This window comes from Oceanobacillus salinisoli, assembly GCF_009733865.1.
Taxonomy (GTDB): domain Bacteria; phylum Bacillota; class Bacilli; order Bacillales; family Amphibacillaceae; genus Oceanobacillus; species Oceanobacillus salinisoli.
In genome coordinates this window covers 1-16,879 of sequence record NZ_WOFB01000014.1, presented here as the reverse complement: position 1 = coordinate 16,879, position 16,879 = coordinate 1, and the positions used below count along the sequence as shown (strand labels likewise).

Genomic DNA, 16,879 nt, shown 5'->3' with positions numbered 1-16,879 from the left:
AGGAATCGTTTACTATATAGTAGATTATATCAACTGCGAAGATCAAAAGGCTACTAAACTTATGAGAATTAGTCTAAAAATATGAATAGTTGTACTTATCGTAATTATAATATCTTCTTAGTATAATAAAAAGAAATAAGAAAAAAATCATGTTAAATTCCATACAGCAGAAAAAGTAATTAAAGTCCGTGTTCAAAAAGGAGGAAAATGGAATAAAAGGACAGAATAACTCAAGCACGTAAAACTTCAGGTTGCTGGACCTGGGTAGATGTGAGAAGGGAGGACATCATGAAAAATCCATTGCTTATTGACTTTCCGCATGAATTCCATACAGAGCGGCTTTTTTTACGAGCCCCTTTACCAGGTGATGGAAAAGTAATTTATGATGCTATAAATGCAAGTCTGCCGGAATTAACAACGTGGATGACCTTTACAACAAGGAATCAGGGAATTGAAGAAGCGGAATTGAGTGTTAGGGAAGCACACATTCTTTTCTTGAAGCGTGAAGATTTGCGATTCCATATTTTCCGTCGGGATAATCGTACATTTATCGGATCAGCTGGTTTACATCAGATTGACTGGAATGCAAGAAAATTTGAAGTTGGCTATTGGATTGATACAAGATATAGTGGCAATGGCTATATGACAGAAGCGGTCGAAGGGTTAACCGTATTTGCGTTCTATGCATTAACAGCCAATCGGCTGGAAATGAAAATTGATACGGAGAATACAAAAAGCAGAGCAATACCAGAACGTTTAGGGTTTACATTGGAAGGGATACTACATAAGAATACAGTTGGAAATCTGGCAAATGATTTAAGAGATACCTGTATTTATGCCAAAGTGAGAGACTAAAAGCAGGTGAAAAGAAGTGATCTTACAAAAAAGTGTGGAGTAGATTTTGCATGAAAAAACCGATTCTCTTTCGTTTCTACTTGTTGGAGAATCGGTTACTGATGCATTCTGTATTTAACTCAATAGCTTTTCCATACATTTTCATACCATCCATAAGTAAGTTAAGGATTTTCGTCAATGAAATCATCTCCTTTCCTTCTTATTATCTTATTTATATACATTTTTTGGCAATGTTGCTGGAAACGGAAACAATGGCCGTGAAAACGGTAATATAGTAATTGAAAGCGTGATTCAGGCAGCATTATCTTAGATTATCGCTGATTTCCTTTCATTTTCACCTGTTTATAATTTTCTGTGCGGATAGGTGCATCCACAGATGAAGTGCTCGAATTAGAAATAGAAGAAGATGATACTAGCCTATTTAAAGAGAAATGGATTTAATGGGAATACTTAATGGAGAGGAGCCAATATTTTATGAATTCCTAACCGAGGTTTCGGCTGAAAGGCTTAGAAATCCCCGTATATAAATTTTTCCATTTTTTATTTGGTCACTACAACATTTTTTAGTTTGTTTTATTAACTTATGCTATGTCACACCTTCCCTGATTGAATTGCCGAAACTTGGGCTGAAATATAGGGGCTGAATTAATGGAATGAAGGCTGAATTAATAGAGTGAAAGTTAACTCAAGTTGTATCGGCTGAAAGGCTTAAAAATCCCCGTATATAAATTTTTCCATTTTTTATTTGGTCACTACATATCAAATTTAAAATCTAAAATCGTATTATATCTAGGTTCATGATGAGTCATATACCCTGTTTTAGCCTCTTTGCAAAATTTTTGCCGAAACTTGGGCTGACGTACAAAAAAAGAACCGGGAAACCCAGTTCTTCTCCTAATCCTAATTTGCTTTTACGACAAAATTGTTTTTCACAAATGCCTTAACTGTTTTTTGTCTTTCAAAGTATTCACGAATTAATTCCACGGCATCCTTTTGGATTTCCTTAACGGCAGGCTTGTTCTTAAACATGTCGTAATTACCGCCCCCGGTTGCACGATAATTATTTAATACGACATGATAGGTTTTCTTATCTTCAAGATGACTCCCTTTATAGGATACCTGTTCAATTCTGGAACCCACAGGTTTAGCAACATTAATCGTGTAGTCGATTCCTTCCCACATGTCATAATTATAATGCTGTGGTTTAGGCTCAATATAGGTTGGATTAACCGTAATTTCTCCTTCTGCATTATGGGTGAAATAGGCAGCGGTTTTTTCCAACGCTTCTTTTATGTCTTTTCCGGTTAATTCCAAAACGACGAGTGTATTGGGATACATGTAGTTTGAAACAATATCCCGCATTGTGACGATGGAAGAAAATCCTTTTGATTCATTATTTAATAAAGACGTGACAGATATATCAACGCTTGTCGCAGCCATCTGTACTTCCTGGATAAATTGAATAAATGGATGCTTTTGGATTCGGGCCTCAAAGGGACTTTTGATTGTCATATCCCCATCTATGTAACCTATAGGCTGATCAAGCCATGTTTGTGTAGACTTCTCTATGTCCTCCATATAACGTAGAACTTCGTCATCGGAGTGGATGTTTTCCAGCGAATGGAGCTGGCCTTCTTTATTCATAACCGTCCATTTATTATCTTTTCTCTCTAACGATAGTTGGACTTCACCATAATTTATTGCATTGTTTCCGGGCTGGATGACGAGTACATCATTAATTTTGCTGACTAACTTTCGATGCTGATGCCCCGTTAATAAAACGTCAATCCCTTCAATTTCCTTACACATTTGATAGCCTTGGTTTTCTCCAGTTAAAACTTCTGTTGGCTCGCCTGTTTCCAAGTCGCGTTCCAGGCCACCATGATAAGAAGCAATAAGAATGTCCGGCTTTTCTGTATCACGGATCTTTCTTACCCATTTTTTCAGTGTTGTAAAGGCGTCAGCAAATTCTAATCCTTTTATATGATTAGGGGATTCCCAGTTTGGAATATAGTGTGTTGTTACTCCTACGATTGCTGCTTTTATTCCGTTGGGAAACTTTTTAATGATGTAAGGTGGACCAAAATAGGGCTCTTTCGTTTCTTTATCCACGATATTAGCAGATAACCATGGGTAACTGGATTGCTCAATGGCATCGGTTAATATCTTTTTTCCAAAATTGAATTCGTGGTTGCCAATCACCCCAGCGTCTATGCCTATTCGATTCATAATTCCTACCATTGGGTTTTCTCGGTCGGTGTGTTCCTTAACGTAATGTGTCATTAACGGGGTACCTTGTATTAAATCCCCATTGTCAATCGCAATGACATGTTCATTTGTTGCTCTTGTCTGATTTACAGCCGTTGCGTATTTTGCCAGACCTAAATCCGCTACCTCATTCGTTCCGTATAGAACCGGCAAGGCATTCCCGTGAACATCACTAGTATAAAGAATCTTAATGTGTGCGATGTTATCCAAGATTCTCATCCTTTCCTACTAAAAATAAGATGCCCTACGATAAGGTAGGGCATGCAATGTAGTTTAAATTCATTATACAATTTTTCTTCTAATTCTTGCAGAAGCAAAGTCAATAATTGTAACAACGATAATAATTGCTAGAAGAATCGTACCCATTTCATTCCAGTTACGGTTATTGGATGCAAAGATGATTATGGTACCAATACCACCAGCACCAACAATACCTAAAATGGATGATGCACGAATATCTACTTCAAATCGATAAATGGCATAGGATAGAAATTCAGGAATGATTTGCGGCATAACCGCATAGAACAGGATCTGAATACGGTTTGCCCCATTTGCTTGCATGGCTTCGACCACCTGCATGTCAATGGATTCGATAATCTCAGAGAACATTTTCCCTAACATTCCTGTAGAACCAATAGCGATAGCAAGGACCCCTGCAAAGGCATTTGGTCCAACGGCAACGACGAATAAAATAGCCAAAATAATATCTGGGAACGCACGTACTGCGGATAAAATATTGCTGGTTAAGAATTAAGCCAATACCACCAGCACCAACTAACCCTAGTACAACGGATGCACGAATATTAATTTCAAATACATAAAGTACCAGAGAGGCAAATTGTGGTGCTACCTGTGGTACTAATGCATACCAAATTACTTGAATACTATTGCCTCCAGAAGCGCGCATAGCTTCCATGGGGTTCATATTTACAGCCTCAATGGTTTCACTAATTAATTTTGCCAGAATACCTAATGAAAAAATGATTAAAGCCAGGATACCTGGGAAAAGGCCAATTCCAAACAGGCCAACAAAAATAACAGCCAAAACTAAATCAGGAATGGTACGCAAAATATTTAAGAATGTACGAGTGATGTAATAAAGTGGCTTAATTGTCGTTACATTCTGAGCCGATAGCAGTGCGAGTGGAACAGTTAAAATAGCAGATACGGTTGTTGCGATGATTGCCATTTGTATAGTCTGTGCCATTGATTCCCAAATTGCAGGAAGTACTGCGAAATTTGGTGGGAAGAATTTTTCAATTACGACATACATATTTCCTAAAGCACCACCAACGCCACCGACCATTTCACGCTGTGTCCAGTACATACTGAAAAGATAGATGGCTAGAACAACGAAAAAGATAATCGTTACCTGCATTTTTGTTTTTGCAGGATAGATTGATAGTGTTTTAGTAGGGTTTAGTGAAGGTTTTTCCTTTGTCACGATTCATCCGCCCCCCCACGCAAGTCATCCTCACGAATAGAGCGGCCATAAATTTCTTCAAATGTTTTTTCACTTACTTCAGATACTGGACCATCAAAAACGACTTCACCAGCACGCATACCAATAATACGATCCGCATATTTCATTGCCATATCAATAAAGTGAAGGTTAACAATGGTAGTGATGTTATCCTCTTTATTAATTTTCTTCAAATAGGTCATCACCTGATGTGATGTGGTAGGATCAAGTGAGGCAACAGGTTCATCAGCTAAAATGTATTTCGGCTGTTGTGTAATTCCCCCATTTTTTAAAAGATAAATAGTTTATGAGAAATGTTCTTATGTAAGGGAATAGGTACATTACACATATTTCATCTGGAGTGCATAATTTATATATAAGTTAAGGCTCTTTTCGTAAGTTTTGTTGCTTTTTCACCTCGCAGTAGATATAAAGTCGACATAGTGAAAATTTCCTATCGGGATGCTCTCGCTTGTCCTAATGATGATAGGGAGCTTGCTTCACTCCGGCAGAATACTTGCGGTTCGTGGGAACGGCCTATAGTCTCATCAAGGAAAATCGTAAGTGCGCTAGTGGCAAAAGCAACAACTAAAAAAATAGCGCAGTTAAAAAGAAAGAGGTGTTATGATGTATCATAGAAACAATTATTATCGTCCAATTGAATCACCATTTAATTATCCATATAATTCCATGGATAACCACTTTTCGGAGTTACCACAACAGAATATGAATTACTCCCAAGTGAATCCAATGGGGCAAGTCCCGATGAATGAAAACTCGAATCAGACGCCATATGACTACTTTCAAAAACCCGAACAGCCAATGAGCTGGCCAAATAACACGCCATTTGAGCCAAACCAATTTCAGCAGCCACAAATGCCATCCAATGCCATGTCCCAATTTCAAAAGGAAAACGGTCAATTGGATTTGGATAAAGTACTTAACACAGTAGGACAGCTTGCAAATACGTATCATCAAGTAGCTCCGATTTTCCAACAATTTGGTAATTTTATAAAAAACTTTAGAGCAGGAAGCTGATTAAATTCGTAGCAATCATTCAGCTTCTCTTCATTTACAAGAATGAGCAGGATAGGGGAAAATTTGGGGGAATTCGGGGATAATAGGGATGAGTATACTTAAGAAAGTGTTGTTAATCTAAGCTTATATGTTAATAAATGAGGAGAATTCATATGATAGGTTGCTTAGTTATTCATGGATATACAGGAGGCCCTTATGAAGTCGAGCCATTAGCTCGGTTTTTACAGGAAAAAACGGACTGGCATATTGAACTTCCGACACTGCCTGGACATGGCCGGGAACTGGATTTAAAGGAAACGAATTATAAAGAATGGATTATTGCTGCAGAAGATGTATTACAAAAAATGACAGGAAAATATGAAAAGATTTATCTAATTGGTTTTTCTATGGGTGGGATGATTGCTGCTTATTTAGCGGCAAAATATACTATCGAAAAGCTTGTGCTGCTTGCACCTGCAAGAAAGTACTTATCGTTTCGGCAAATAGCACATGATATCGGTGAAGTAGTCGGTGACCGTGTGAAGGGGACGTTGCATGAAAATGAGTTATATAACCATTATAAAAATAAAATGGGCACGGTTCCGATGAAAGCAAATATTGAATTTATGAAATTGGTAAAATATACAAAGCCATATCTTAGTGAAGTGAAAGCACCGGTTCTGATTGCTCAAGGTCAGCAGGATGGTATGGTCCCTTATAAAGCAGTTTACGACCTTGATAAAGAATTGAAATCTGAGGAAAAGGAACTCGTTTTATTTGAGCAGTCCAAACATTTAATCTGTTTGGGAGACGATAAGGATACACTAAATCAAATGGTATATGATTTTTTAGTTAAATAACCTCTTTGAAGAAATCGGCAAAATGGCCGATTTCTTTATTTCCCTATCTACTTATTCCTCCTTCACTGATCATACCAATAGGATAGATTGTTGAGTACTTATTATTGGAAAAAGCAGAAGAAGGAAATTAGTTGTTTTCCCTTCTGGCTATCGTAACAATCGCTTTACGTGAGGTGCTTAAGGTGAATAAGAACAATCCAAAAATAACAATCGTGCCACCAAGCAGCTGGTACCAGGTTACCAATTCACCTAAAATAAAATAGGCCAGGATGGTAGCTCCTACTGGTTCAAATATAATAGCCATGGAAACGGTGGAAGAGCTCAACCATCTTAATGACCAATTAAATATCGTGTAACCAAAGAAGGTTGGTAAAATGGCGAGTGCTAAAAAGATATACCAGTTAGAAGCAGAGTATCCAAAAAATGGATATTGCATAATCAAGTTATAAATCAGCAGAGTTATCGAACTTACGCCATAGACGATAAAGGTATATGTCATTAAGGATAGATTTTTACGGGTCTGTTGTCCGGTTAACAGATATACCGTCATCGCGATCGCAGCAAGAATAGCAAGGAAGTCACCGATAAGCGCCATACCACTATGTTGAAAATCTCCCCACCCAATAATGATGCTGCCAAATATAGCAATAATCATGCTAATAATCGTTCCGAATGAAAACCGCTCTTGAAAAAGCAAATATGTTCCTAAAAAAACAAAAATTGGCTGCATCGTTACCAAAACTACGGAGCTGGCTACAGAAGTGTGAGTTAACGATTCAAACCAAAGGATGAAATGCAATGCTAGAAAAACTCCAGCAAGAATGGATAGTATCCAGTTTTTCTTATTGATACGACGAAACTCTTTTCGATATTTAGTTAAAACAATAGGTGCCATAATCAAAACAGCAAACAATAATCGATAATATGCAATAATTGCTGCTGGTGTATCATCTGCCAGCTTAACAAAAACCGCCGAAGTGGAAACAGCAATCACACCGATTACAATCGCGATATACGGATTAAATGGAGGGATACGCATCATCATCTCCCTTTCTTTGAAAGATAAGAAAGTATAAATTTTTTGCTTCGATGTCTAGCTCCAGCGCCCAGCGACTAGCGAGACTCCCCTCACCTTCGTACGTCGCTAAACAGGCGCTTGCGCTTTTCTTATTGGTTATATGTAAGAATGAAATACGGTTTGGATATAATATTTATAACAAAATCATTCTACCATGCCAATATAAAAAAATCACGAAACTGGCTAGTTAGTAGATATGATTCACTTAAGTATGTTATGATATAACATGCATAGTTAGAGGCCTCTTACCAAATATTGCCAAAACCTTGGTGACGCCTTTTTTATACTTTAACAATTGATGAGGATAAAAAACAAAATTTCTATTCATTTGATAATATGAGTTTACCTTTAAATAAGATGGAAACAATAAAAATCAGAAGTGGCATTTTACTTGTTTAGTGAACTGAGTTGAAATTAGCGCTGGATCATGAACAAGTATATATGTATAAAGTTTCCAAAGTACATGATAAAGTATGAGAAAAATATTAGGCCTCTTTTGCGGAAATATTCACAAAAAGGAGTAGACTATTAGGTGACAACATTTAACGAGCTAGGCGTTTCGGCCCCAATTATGAAAGCATTGAATAAAATGGGGTTTGAGGAAGCGACACCGATTCAAGCACAAACCATTCCACTCGGACTGGAAGGCAACGATGTCATTGGGCAAGCACAGACAGGTACAGGAAAAACTGCTGCATTTGGAATCCCAATGATTGAAAAAATTAACCCGAAACAGAGGAAAGTGCAAGGTCTTGTTGTAGCACCAACAAGAGAACTTGCTATACAGGTTGCAGAAGAAGTTAACCGAATAGGGAAATTTACCGGGATACGTGCATTAGCCATTTTTGGCGGGCAGCATATGGACCGGCAAATTCGGGCATTGAAAGATGGTCCGCAAATCGTCGTTGCAACTCCGGGACGATTACTTGACCATATGCGGAGAAAAACAATCAATATAAGTATGGTTCAGGTTGCTGTACTGGACGAAGCAGACGAAATGCTAAACATGGGATTCATTGATGATATTCGTGAAATCCTAAAAGGAATCCCAGAAGGCCATCAAACACTGCTTTTCTCTGCAACAATGCCAAAAGAAATACGTGATATTGCAACCAATTTAATGAACAATCCAAAAGAAGTAAAAGTGAAAGCAAAAGAGATGACGGTGGAGAACATTGATCAGTACTTCATCGAAATCCCGGAGAAGCAAAAGTTTGAAACACTTAATAATCATTTGGATATTCACTCGCCGGATTTAGCAATTGTTTTCGGCAGAACGAAAAAACGTGTAGATGAAATAACAGAAGGTTTACAGGCTAGAGGATACCGTGCAGAAGGAATTCATGGTGACTTAACACAAGGAAAACGGATGTCTGTATTAAATAAGTTTAAAAACGGACGTCTTGATGTATTAGTTGCAACAGATGTAGCCGCAAGAGGCCTGGATATTTCTGGTGTGACCCATGTATATAATTTTGACATTCCACAGGATCCTGAAAGCTATGTACACCGGATTGGCCGAACAGGTAGAGCTGGAAAAACCGGTGAGGCTATTTCGTTTATTACGCCAAGAGAAATGGCGCATCTACACCTAATCGAGAAAGTTACGAAAAGCAAGATGAAACGTTTAATGCCTCCTTCTTATAAAGATGCACAAAGAGGGCAGCAGCAAGTTACGATTGATAAATTAATTAAAACCATTGAAAGACAGGATTTAAAAGACTATCATGAAGCTGCCAATGACCTGTTGCAGGATCATGATTCAGTGTCCATAATAGCTGCAGCATTGAAGCTTATGACCAAAGAACGTAAAGATACACCGGTAACCATTTCCTCTGTTGCGCCAATTAGTGTGAAAAAAGCGCAGGGTGATAAGAGAAATAGATCATCCAACAAGAAGCGCTTTTATGGTGGGCGTAACCAAGGCGGACGCAATCAAGGCGGAAGAAACCGTAAAGGAAATTTCCAAAAGAACCGCAACCGAAATAAATAAGCTAAAAACTGATTCTAGTAACGGGTTTACTTGTGAGGTGTAAAATGCCAAATCACAGAGTATATTGATGGGTTTTTAGAACAAAATTCACACTATAAATCACACTTAAAAAGGCTTAGAGAAATTTATCTCTAAGCTTTATTTTTTATAATTACTTCTTTGACTAACTGCACCCTTTTATTCAGCAAAGTAAATTTTAAAAAGTAATTAGTTTTTTAAATTATCCAGGTCAAATCTTGCTATTTCTTGATTTTCGATTGTTATAACCAGAAAGGCATTAAATGAATGCCTCTCAAGCTCATCCAATTTTTCTTGTGAAGGTACAAGGAGTGGAACTTGAGCATTTTCCTCGCTTACACCTAATTCATAGTGAAGAGTATACTCACCCTTTTGTTCAGATTTAAGAACTGATACAAAAGTTTGACCAAATCCTACACCACTCTCATTATAATCTTCTGGATTATAAATATTGAAGCCTATTACATCTTCTGACACTGATTTCAATTTTTCTTTAGGTTCAATCTTAAGTTCGATTCCTTTATCAACTTCTGAAGTACCTACTGTTTTATCACCAGTATTTTTAATCGTGAATTCATAAAATAAAGCTACCGGTATTAACTCATCTCCTTTTCTTTCGCCTTCAGTTATCCCAATTGACCCAAGTAAATTTTTACCTTTAACAATATCAACATTTGCGTCTACTAGTTCCAGAGAGGGTTCTGATGAACAAGCTGATAAAGAGAATAAAGCCATAAATAAACTAATAACAAAAAACCATTTTCTCAAGTAATCTCCTCCTATTTATTTCTTATTGAACTTAACTACTGCCCCTTAGTTGAATAAGAATTTGTACGCTAATATAATGTTAACATATAAATTGAATATTCCTAAAAATAAGTCATCTATTTTTAAAAGACGATTTCATCTGGAGTAAAATATGTCATTCATTGTAAATTGTTTATTTGTGAGACCTAATTGTTGCGCTCGTGTATTTCCTCCGCTGATTTTATGCTTTTATCTCTCTAACATTTTTTTTAGCTAAATAAATTCTTAGCATGGCGAACGACTATTAAGCTGGTTGATTGTAGTGGAGGGCAGTCGACTCCTGCGGGAAAAGCAGGTGTCTAGACCTGAGCAGGAAGTGGTTTTCTTCCAAGGAGGCTGAAGCCGTGCCCTAAGGTGCACGACTGCCCGGAGCGGAAATCAACAAAGCACCTTATGTCAGGATTTCTATCTACTGCGGGGTTAACAACAAAACTTACGAAAAGAGCCTATTTTTTTAGTTAAAAAAGAAAATCACGCCTAATGCATTGTATAAATGGAAAGTTGGTAGGACAATAGTAATGAAACTATTTTTTCATTCGTACGTATAATTTAGTTAAAAGTTTAAAAAGGAGAGAAAGTGATGAGGGAACCGCCAAAAAACCGAATCGCCTTAGATGCGATAAAAGCGTGGAAAATTACGGCAATCATTTATATAAGTGGATTATGGCTGCTAACGATTGGTACTGGAGTTGCCATTTACATCTTTGATTTTCCATATTGGGTAACCATGATTGCTGTGCTGATTAGTATTCTATCTACATATTTCTTTGTTTTTGTTTTGCCAGCGTTACGATGGAAGAGATGGCGTTATGAAATCTTTGAACAGGAAATTTATATTCAGTATGGGATATGGGTAATGACAAGAACTTTGGTCCCAATGATTCGTGTACAGCACGTGGATACGAAGCAAGGTCCGGTTTTAAAGAAATTTAGACTAGCGAGTGTAACGATCTCAACTGCAGCAACAACACATGAGATTCCGGCACTAAATGAAGAAGACGCAGGGGAACTAAGAGATCGGATATCTGCGCTGGCAAGGGTGGATGAAGATGATGTTTAAAGCTAAACGCATGCACCCGGCAACGATTTTATTTAAGTTTCTACAGGCATTAAAAGGATGGTTCTTTTATTTTGTGATTGGATTTTTTGCAGTAAGAGAAAATCACTTTATGTATTTTTTGTTGATTGTAATAGCAATCGTTATATTGTTACTTACCTATAGTATTCTTTCCTGGATTCGCTTTACATATAGAATCGAGCAGGATGAGCTATGGATCAAGTATGGTGTTTTCATTCGAAAAGAAAGGCATGTTTCGAAAAATAGAATTCAATCGATTGATTTAACACAGGGAATTATTCATCGTATTTTCCACTTGGCCAAAGTTCAAATTGAAACAGCCAGTGGTGGCACGGGAGCAGAGATATCCTTACAGGCAGTTCAGTATGAAGAAGGAAAGAGAATTCGCAGAGAGTTTAAAGAGTTCACATCGGAAGTAGATTCAACCGACGAGAATGGAATGCAGAATAATGATAAAACGTATACCATCACTTTCAAACGTCTGCTATTAGCTGGAGCTACTTCAGGGAGTGCAGGTGTTATTCTTGCCTTTATTGGGGTTGCCTTTTCGGAGATGGAACAATTTATCCCGGAACAATTTTACGATTCCATGATTCTATGGGTCATTGGATTAAGTATCATCTTCGTTATTGGTTTAGTGATCATTTTGTTCGTTGTCGTATGGATATTGGGTATTTTAGGGACGGTGGTAAAGTATTGGAACTTTACGATTACTAAAAATGATGAGGAACTATTTATCACAAGAGGGTTGTTGGAGAAAAAACAATTAACCGTTCCCATTAAGAGAATTCAGGCGGTGGGAATGACGGAAAGTATCATTAGACAGCCCTTTGGATATGTTACTTTGTTTGCAGAAGTAGCAGGCAGTACATTGGATCAGGGGGAGGATTTCTCGACGGTGCTATTCCCGATTTTACGGAAGGGGGAGGTAGAGGAATTCCTGCAGCATTTAATTCCTGCGTATTCCCTGGATATGAAAGAGATAACCCAAGTTCCAAAAAGAGGGTTAAAGTACTATTTAATAAGGGCAAGCTTATTTTTTGTTTTGCTTAGTGCAGCAATGATTTACTTTTTACCCCAGTTAAGCTGGGTTCTTATTCTGATCTTTATCGCTTTTTTGTTTTTAGGTTATTTTCGTTATAAAGATGCTGGATTCTCCTTAGATAAAAACCGGTTAGCCATCCGATATCGTAAATTAAGTAAAACAACCGTTATGCTGTATCCGAAACGTATTCAAGCTTTGGAGAAAAAGCAGCATATCCTTCATCAAAAAGAAGACCTAGCAACACTTGATATTGCCATCATTGGAAAGATGGGGGCTGGGAAACATTACAAACTGAAAGAATTAAAGGAAGAGGATGTTCATAGGTTAGCGGAATGGTATTCCAGAGAAGTTAGAAGATAGAAGGAGAGGATGTTCCTTGTTTCATAAGGACACCCTCCAATATTAAAAGAATCGACCCAAGAGGCCAATAATTGCTAGGATTCCGATGATAATTAACAGCCAATTTTTTCTGATTTTTTCCGGAATCCACCTTCTTTTTCTCCAACGTTTTGGGTCAAACTGAATTTCATCGTCATCATAATAACGACGGCGTCTTTGGTTTCGCCACGGAGAATAAGGCAAAGCATGTTTTAAAACAAGTGGTGCAAGGATAAATCCGCCAATAAAACCAAATAAATGCGCATATACATTTATACCGGAACGGAAAAAGGTCATTACTAAACCTATAACCAATATTACGCTGACCATTTGTGCACTCACTTGATCGATTAAGTGTTTTCGATTCATCACCATGAAAATATAAATGCCAAACAATCCAAACACAGCACCAGATGCACCGAGATGCCAGTAATACTCAGGGCCAAATATAAACGTACCTAAGTTCCCAATAATTCCTGCACCAAAATAGGCGAGCAAGAATTTTGACTTCCCTACCATTTGCTCCAGTGCAGGACCGAATAACACAAGGGAAAATGAATTAAACAACGCATGCATCAAATCGCCATGAAGGAATATTGGAGTAAATAAGCGCCAATACTGACCTTGTGCAATTAAGAAGTTATCTCCTATTCCCCAGGCTTCAATCATTGCTCCAATTGGAAGCGCAAGGAAATCTATGATTAGCCAAAGCACTAGATGGATGATTACCAGAGTGGAAACAACTGGATAATACTCCATGAACTCTTTTATGCTTCGTTCATTCCGAATAAACATGTGAAGGTATTACCTCCCTAAATGAAATAATTTTTAATCTCTTAGTAAAAGTGTACTATTATTATAATACTTAAAATTATAGCCTATGACTATTGTAAGCTATACATAAAATGAGGAGTAAAGATATGATAAAAGGAATTGGAATTGATATAATTGAATTGGATAGAATTCAGAAGAGTATAGCAAATGAAAAGTTTGTTGATCGAATTTTAACAAGTAAGGAAAAGTTTTTATATGATGCCTTACAAAAAACGAACCGAAAAGTGGAGTTTGCTGCAGGGAGATTTGCTGCAAAAGAGGCATTTGCGAAAGCGATTGGAACTGGAATTGGAAAGTTAAGTTTTCAACATATAGAGGTGCTGCCAGATGAACATGGCGCTCCGATGATTCAGGTGAAGGGTTTTGAAAAAGAAAGGATATTTCTTTCCATTACCCATAGTAAAGCATATGCTGTCGCCCAAGTTGTCATTGAAGCGGAATAACCTTTGCATATTTGCCTAGGTTGTCTCATATATTTTAATGCAGCAGGAGGGAACAAATTGGATATTGTCACTGCAAAAGAAATGTACGGTATTGACCATTACACAATGCGAGAAATTGGAATCGAAGGAAAGCTGTTAATGGAAAATGCCGGAAGAGCTGTAAGCGAGAAAATAAAGCAAGTGATTGGAAAGAAGGATCGAATCTCCGTCCTAATAGGACCAGGGAATAATGGCGGTGATGGTTTTGTCATTGCAAGGACATTAATGGAGGAAACATACTACGTCAAAGCGGTACAAGTTGTTCCGGATGAAAAGGTTAGTGGGGACGCCAGTTATCATAAACAGGTGTTTTTAAACTGCGGCGGAGCCCTTACTAAAATAAAATCAGGAGACGATTTGAATGTGATTTTAGCAGAGACGGACGTAGTAATTGATGCCGTATTAGGAATAGGGGTAAAAGGTGAGTTACGGGAACCGATATCGAGCTATGTAAAGAAGGTCAACCATGCTAGAGCATCGGTTATTTCCGTCGATATTCCTACTGGATTACCTGCCGACGAAGGGATAGAATCGTTTACGAGCGTTGATGCAGACTACACGTTCGTAGTTGGAGCGGCGAAAATGAGTGCCTTTCTTCAAGCAACCGCCCCCTTTTATGGGCAATGGGAAGTGGTATCTATTGGATTTCCTGAAAAAGCTTTTCGAAAGTTTGCCAATCGGAAGGTATGGAGTGAGCAGCTTTTTAGAGATACGATGCCAAAAAGAGAAACATATGCTCATAAAGGAAATCATGGCAGGGGGTTAGTTGTTGGAGGAAGTGTAGTAATGCCCGGTTCAATCACGATGACCGTACAAGCTGCATTAAAAGCGGGGGCAGGCTTAATTACAGCGGGTACGGTAAAGGAAGTAATTCCGATCATTGCGTCGCATTGTCCAGAAACGATGTACCTAGCCCTTTCTGAATTGGATGGCTTCCTAACAAATGAGGTTGAAGTTCCAATTTCCAGCTATCATGCCATCGCTTTAGGTATTGGAATGGGAAGGAGAAAAAAGACGGCTGAACTTGTGCGGAGTATAACGGAACAAGCCGATTCTCCTCTTATAATAGACGCTGATGGACTGTATCATATGAAATCAGCTCTTCCGGTACTGAAAGAGAGACAAGCACCAACCGTTATCACTCCACACCCTGGAGAAATGGCGATGTTACTGGATTTGTCTGTTTCTGAGTTGCTAATGGCGCCATTTCATTATTCCATGGAATTTGCCAAGGAGTATGGTGTGTATGTCGTATTAAAGGGGAAATATACGATTATAACATCACCTGATGGAAAGCAGATGGTAAACCGGACAGGAAATCAAGGTCTGGCTAAAGGTGGAAGTGGTGATGTATTAACAGGAATTGTCCTTGCAATGATTTTGCAGCATCATGACCTATTCCAATCATTGTGTAATGCTTGCTATCTTCATGGTAGGTCCGCAGATATTCAAGTAGAAGGACAAAACACTTACTATGATTTAATGGCAACAGATGTCATTGACGGCATTTCGAAAGTATATCGTACTATTTCTTGAAATTTGCATGTGAAAATAGTTCCCTGATGTTTTGAGACAAGGGAGATATGTATATGAGAAGACTAAATGTAACTTTAAAACTAATGGTACTCGGTTTAATTGTGCTGGTATTAGCAGCATGTGGTGAAAAAACACAGGAAGATGTTGTCGGTGAACTGCAAAAGAAGTTGGAAGAGATGACAGGATATAAAGCAAAAGCAGAAATGTCCATGAATACCGGAGAGGAAGAACAGAAATTTAACATTGATATATGGCATCAAAAAGAAGAATTATATCGTGTTGCCCTTTCCAGTGAGTCCGATGAAAAAGGCAGCCAAATTATCCTGAAAAATGAAGATGGTGTTTTTGTATTGACTCCGTCATTGGAAAAGAGCTTTAAATTCCAAACAGAGTGGCCAGATAACGGTAGTCAGCCATATTTATACCAATCATTGGTTGAAGACGTTATTGCGGATCCGGAAGCAACCTTTGAAACAACGGAAACGGACTATATTTTTAGAACTAAAACAAATTATCAAAGCAATAACAACTTGCCATATCAGGAAATTCACTTTGATAAGGAAGATTACACGCCAGTTCTAGTAAGAGTATTAGATAAAGATGATAATGCCTTGGTAGAAGTGAATTTCACAAGTTTTGAACTTAATCCTACATTTAATGAAGATGACTTTTCTATGGATAAAAACATGGCTTCCAGTGATACCAGTGCACCTGCTTCTGCTGGAGCGGAAGAGGAGACTGCGGATAATGTTCTGGAAGTGGTAATGCCGGAATTCACTGCAGGTGCAGAAGTAATGGAACAAAGAGAAGTGGATCTCGAAAATGGCAAAAGGGTTATTTTAACATTTGAAGGTGATAAAAACTTTACTTTCATTCAAGAACGCTCGGATGCTGTAACCACCCTGAATGCTCCGCAAGAGGTAGAGGGAGATATTGTGAATTTAGGGTATACGCTAGCAGCTTTAAGTGAGAATAAAATTGAATGGAATTACAATGGAGTCGATTATACATTGGCAAGTGATGAATTAACAAGAGAAGAGTTAATTCAAGTAGCACAATCTGTTCAAGGCAAAGCAGTGAAATAACGTGATATATCGCAGCAGGCTCACGAAAAGAAAGGGGGTCTGCTTTTTTATTGCTTAGCGTACAATGTCAAATACTTTTTTCA

Annotated in this window: 15 protein-coding genes and 1 pseudogene; 9 read left to right on the top strand and 7 right to left on the bottom strand. The window is 37.9% G+C overall.

Annotated features, from left to right (window positions below; all coding sequences use genetic code 11):
* Positions 1-288: 288 nt before the first annotated feature.
* Positions 289-855 carry a GNAT family N-acetyltransferase gene (locus tag GMJ66_RS10275; RefSeq protein WP_156290233.1) on the top strand — a complete coding sequence of 189 codons (567 nt, stop codon included), beginning with the start codon at positions 289-291 and terminating at the stop codon, positions 853-855.
* A 900-nt stretch (positions 856-1,755) separates the two neighbouring features.
* Here the strand turns inward: GMJ66_RS10275 and GMJ66_RS10270 are convergent.
* The 4 genes and pseudogenes from GMJ66_RS10270 to GMJ66_RS10255 form a co-directional block, all read right to left on the bottom strand.
* A complete protein-coding gene (locus GMJ66_RS10270) occupies positions 1,756-3,333 on the bottom strand; it encodes a bifunctional metallophosphatase/5'-nucleotidase (protein ID WP_231514892.1) in 1,578 nt (525 codons plus the stop codon).
* Positions 3,334-3,405: 72 nt separating this feature from the next.
* Complete coding sequence (locus tag GMJ66_RS10265; RefSeq protein ID WP_197046660.1) at positions 3,406-3,822, bottom strand: PhnE/PtxC family ABC transporter permease; 417 nt, start codon at positions 3,820-3,822, stop codon at positions 3,406-3,408.
* Positions 3,722-4,501, bottom strand: a complete 780-nt coding sequence (gene phnE / locus GMJ66_RS10260) for a phosphonate ABC transporter, permease protein PhnE (RefSeq protein WP_156290382.1) — start codon at positions 4,499-4,501, stop codon at positions 3,722-3,724. Before phnE ends, GMJ66_RS10265 begins: the two co-directional genes overlap by 101 nt.
* Positions 4,502-4,563: 62 nt before the next feature.
* A pseudogene (locus GMJ66_RS10255) lies at positions 4,564-4,863 on the bottom strand (phosphonate ABC transporter ATP-binding protein); the annotation flags it as partial.
* 349 nt (positions 4,864-5,212) lie between these two features.
* Between GMJ66_RS10255 and GMJ66_RS10250 the strand changes: the two are divergent.
* Positions 5,213-5,623 (top strand): YppG family protein, encoded by a 411-nt coding sequence (locus GMJ66_RS10250; protein ID WP_197046659.1) that lies wholly within the window; start codon positions 5,213-5,215, stop codon positions 5,621-5,623.
* Between the two features lie 152 nt (positions 5,624-5,775).
* On the top strand, positions 5,776-6,462 hold the full coding sequence (locus tag GMJ66_RS10245) for an alpha/beta hydrolase (RefSeq protein ID WP_156290229.1): 687 nt from the start codon (positions 5,776-5,778) through the stop codon (positions 6,460-6,462).
* A 127-nt stretch (positions 6,463-6,589) separates the two neighbouring features.
* Here the strand turns inward: GMJ66_RS10245 and GMJ66_RS10240 are convergent, their stop codons facing one another.
* The gene (locus tag GMJ66_RS10240; RefSeq protein WP_156290381.1) at positions 6,590-7,501 is read right to left on the bottom strand and encodes a DMT family transporter; all 912 of its coding nucleotides are present in this window, start codon (positions 7,499-7,501) and stop codon (positions 6,590-6,592) included.
* Between the two features lie 571 nt (positions 7,502-8,072).
* Here GMJ66_RS10240 and GMJ66_RS10235 point away from each other — a divergent pair.
* Complete coding sequence (locus GMJ66_RS10235; protein ID WP_156290228.1) at positions 8,073-9,533, top strand: DEAD/DEAH box helicase; 1,461 nt, start codon at positions 8,073-8,075, stop codon at positions 9,531-9,533.
* Positions 9,534-9,740: 207 nt separating this feature from the next.
* On the opposite strand, the gene GMJ66_RS10230 is transcribed toward GMJ66_RS10235, so the two are convergent.
* Positions 9,741-10,319, bottom strand: a complete 579-nt coding sequence (locus tag GMJ66_RS10230) for a hypothetical protein (RefSeq protein WP_156290227.1) — start codon at positions 10,317-10,319, stop codon at positions 9,741-9,743.
* Between the two features lie 619 nt (positions 10,320-10,938).
* Here GMJ66_RS10230 and GMJ66_RS10225 point away from each other — a divergent pair.
* Together GMJ66_RS10225 and GMJ66_RS10220 are read left to right on the top strand one after the other, a co-directional pair.
* A complete protein-coding gene (locus GMJ66_RS10225) occupies positions 10,939-11,418 on the top strand; it encodes a PH domain-containing protein (RefSeq protein WP_156290226.1) in 480 nt (159 codons plus the stop codon).
* A complete protein-coding gene (locus tag GMJ66_RS10220) occupies positions 11,411-12,841 on the top strand; it encodes a PH domain-containing protein (RefSeq protein ID WP_156290225.1) in 1,431 nt (476 codons plus the stop codon). Before GMJ66_RS10225 ends, GMJ66_RS10220 begins: the two co-directional genes overlap by 8 nt.
* A 42-nt stretch (positions 12,842-12,883) precedes the next feature.
* Here the strand turns inward: GMJ66_RS10220 and GMJ66_RS10215 are convergent, their stop codons facing one another.
* Positions 12,884-13,654, bottom strand: a complete 771-nt coding sequence (locus tag GMJ66_RS10215; RefSeq protein WP_156290224.1) for a rhomboid family intramembrane serine protease — start codon at positions 13,652-13,654, stop codon at positions 12,884-12,886.
* Between the two features lie 125 nt (positions 13,655-13,779).
* Here GMJ66_RS10215 and acpS point away from each other — a divergent pair, with 125 nt between their 5' ends.
* From acpS to GMJ66_RS10200, 3 genes are read left to right on the top strand one after another with little or no spacing between them, the layout of a single operon-like run.
* The gene (gene acpS / locus GMJ66_RS10210; protein ID WP_156290223.1) at positions 13,780-14,136 is read left to right on the top strand and encodes a holo-ACP synthase; all 357 of its coding nucleotides are present in this window, start codon (positions 13,780-13,782) and stop codon (positions 14,134-14,136) included.
* A 57-nt stretch (positions 14,137-14,193) separates the two neighbouring features.
* The gene (locus tag GMJ66_RS10205) at positions 14,194-15,711 is read left to right on the top strand and encodes an NAD(P)H-hydrate dehydratase (RefSeq protein ID WP_156290222.1); all 1,518 of its coding nucleotides are present in this window, start codon (positions 14,194-14,196) and stop codon (positions 15,709-15,711) included.
* A 53-nt stretch (positions 15,712-15,764) separates the two neighbouring features.
* Entirely contained in the window at positions 15,765-16,796 is a 1,032-nt protein-coding gene (locus tag GMJ66_RS10200; protein ID WP_156290221.1) for a LolA family protein, read from the top strand.
* The last annotated feature ends 83 nt before the right edge of the window (positions 16,797-16,879 follow it).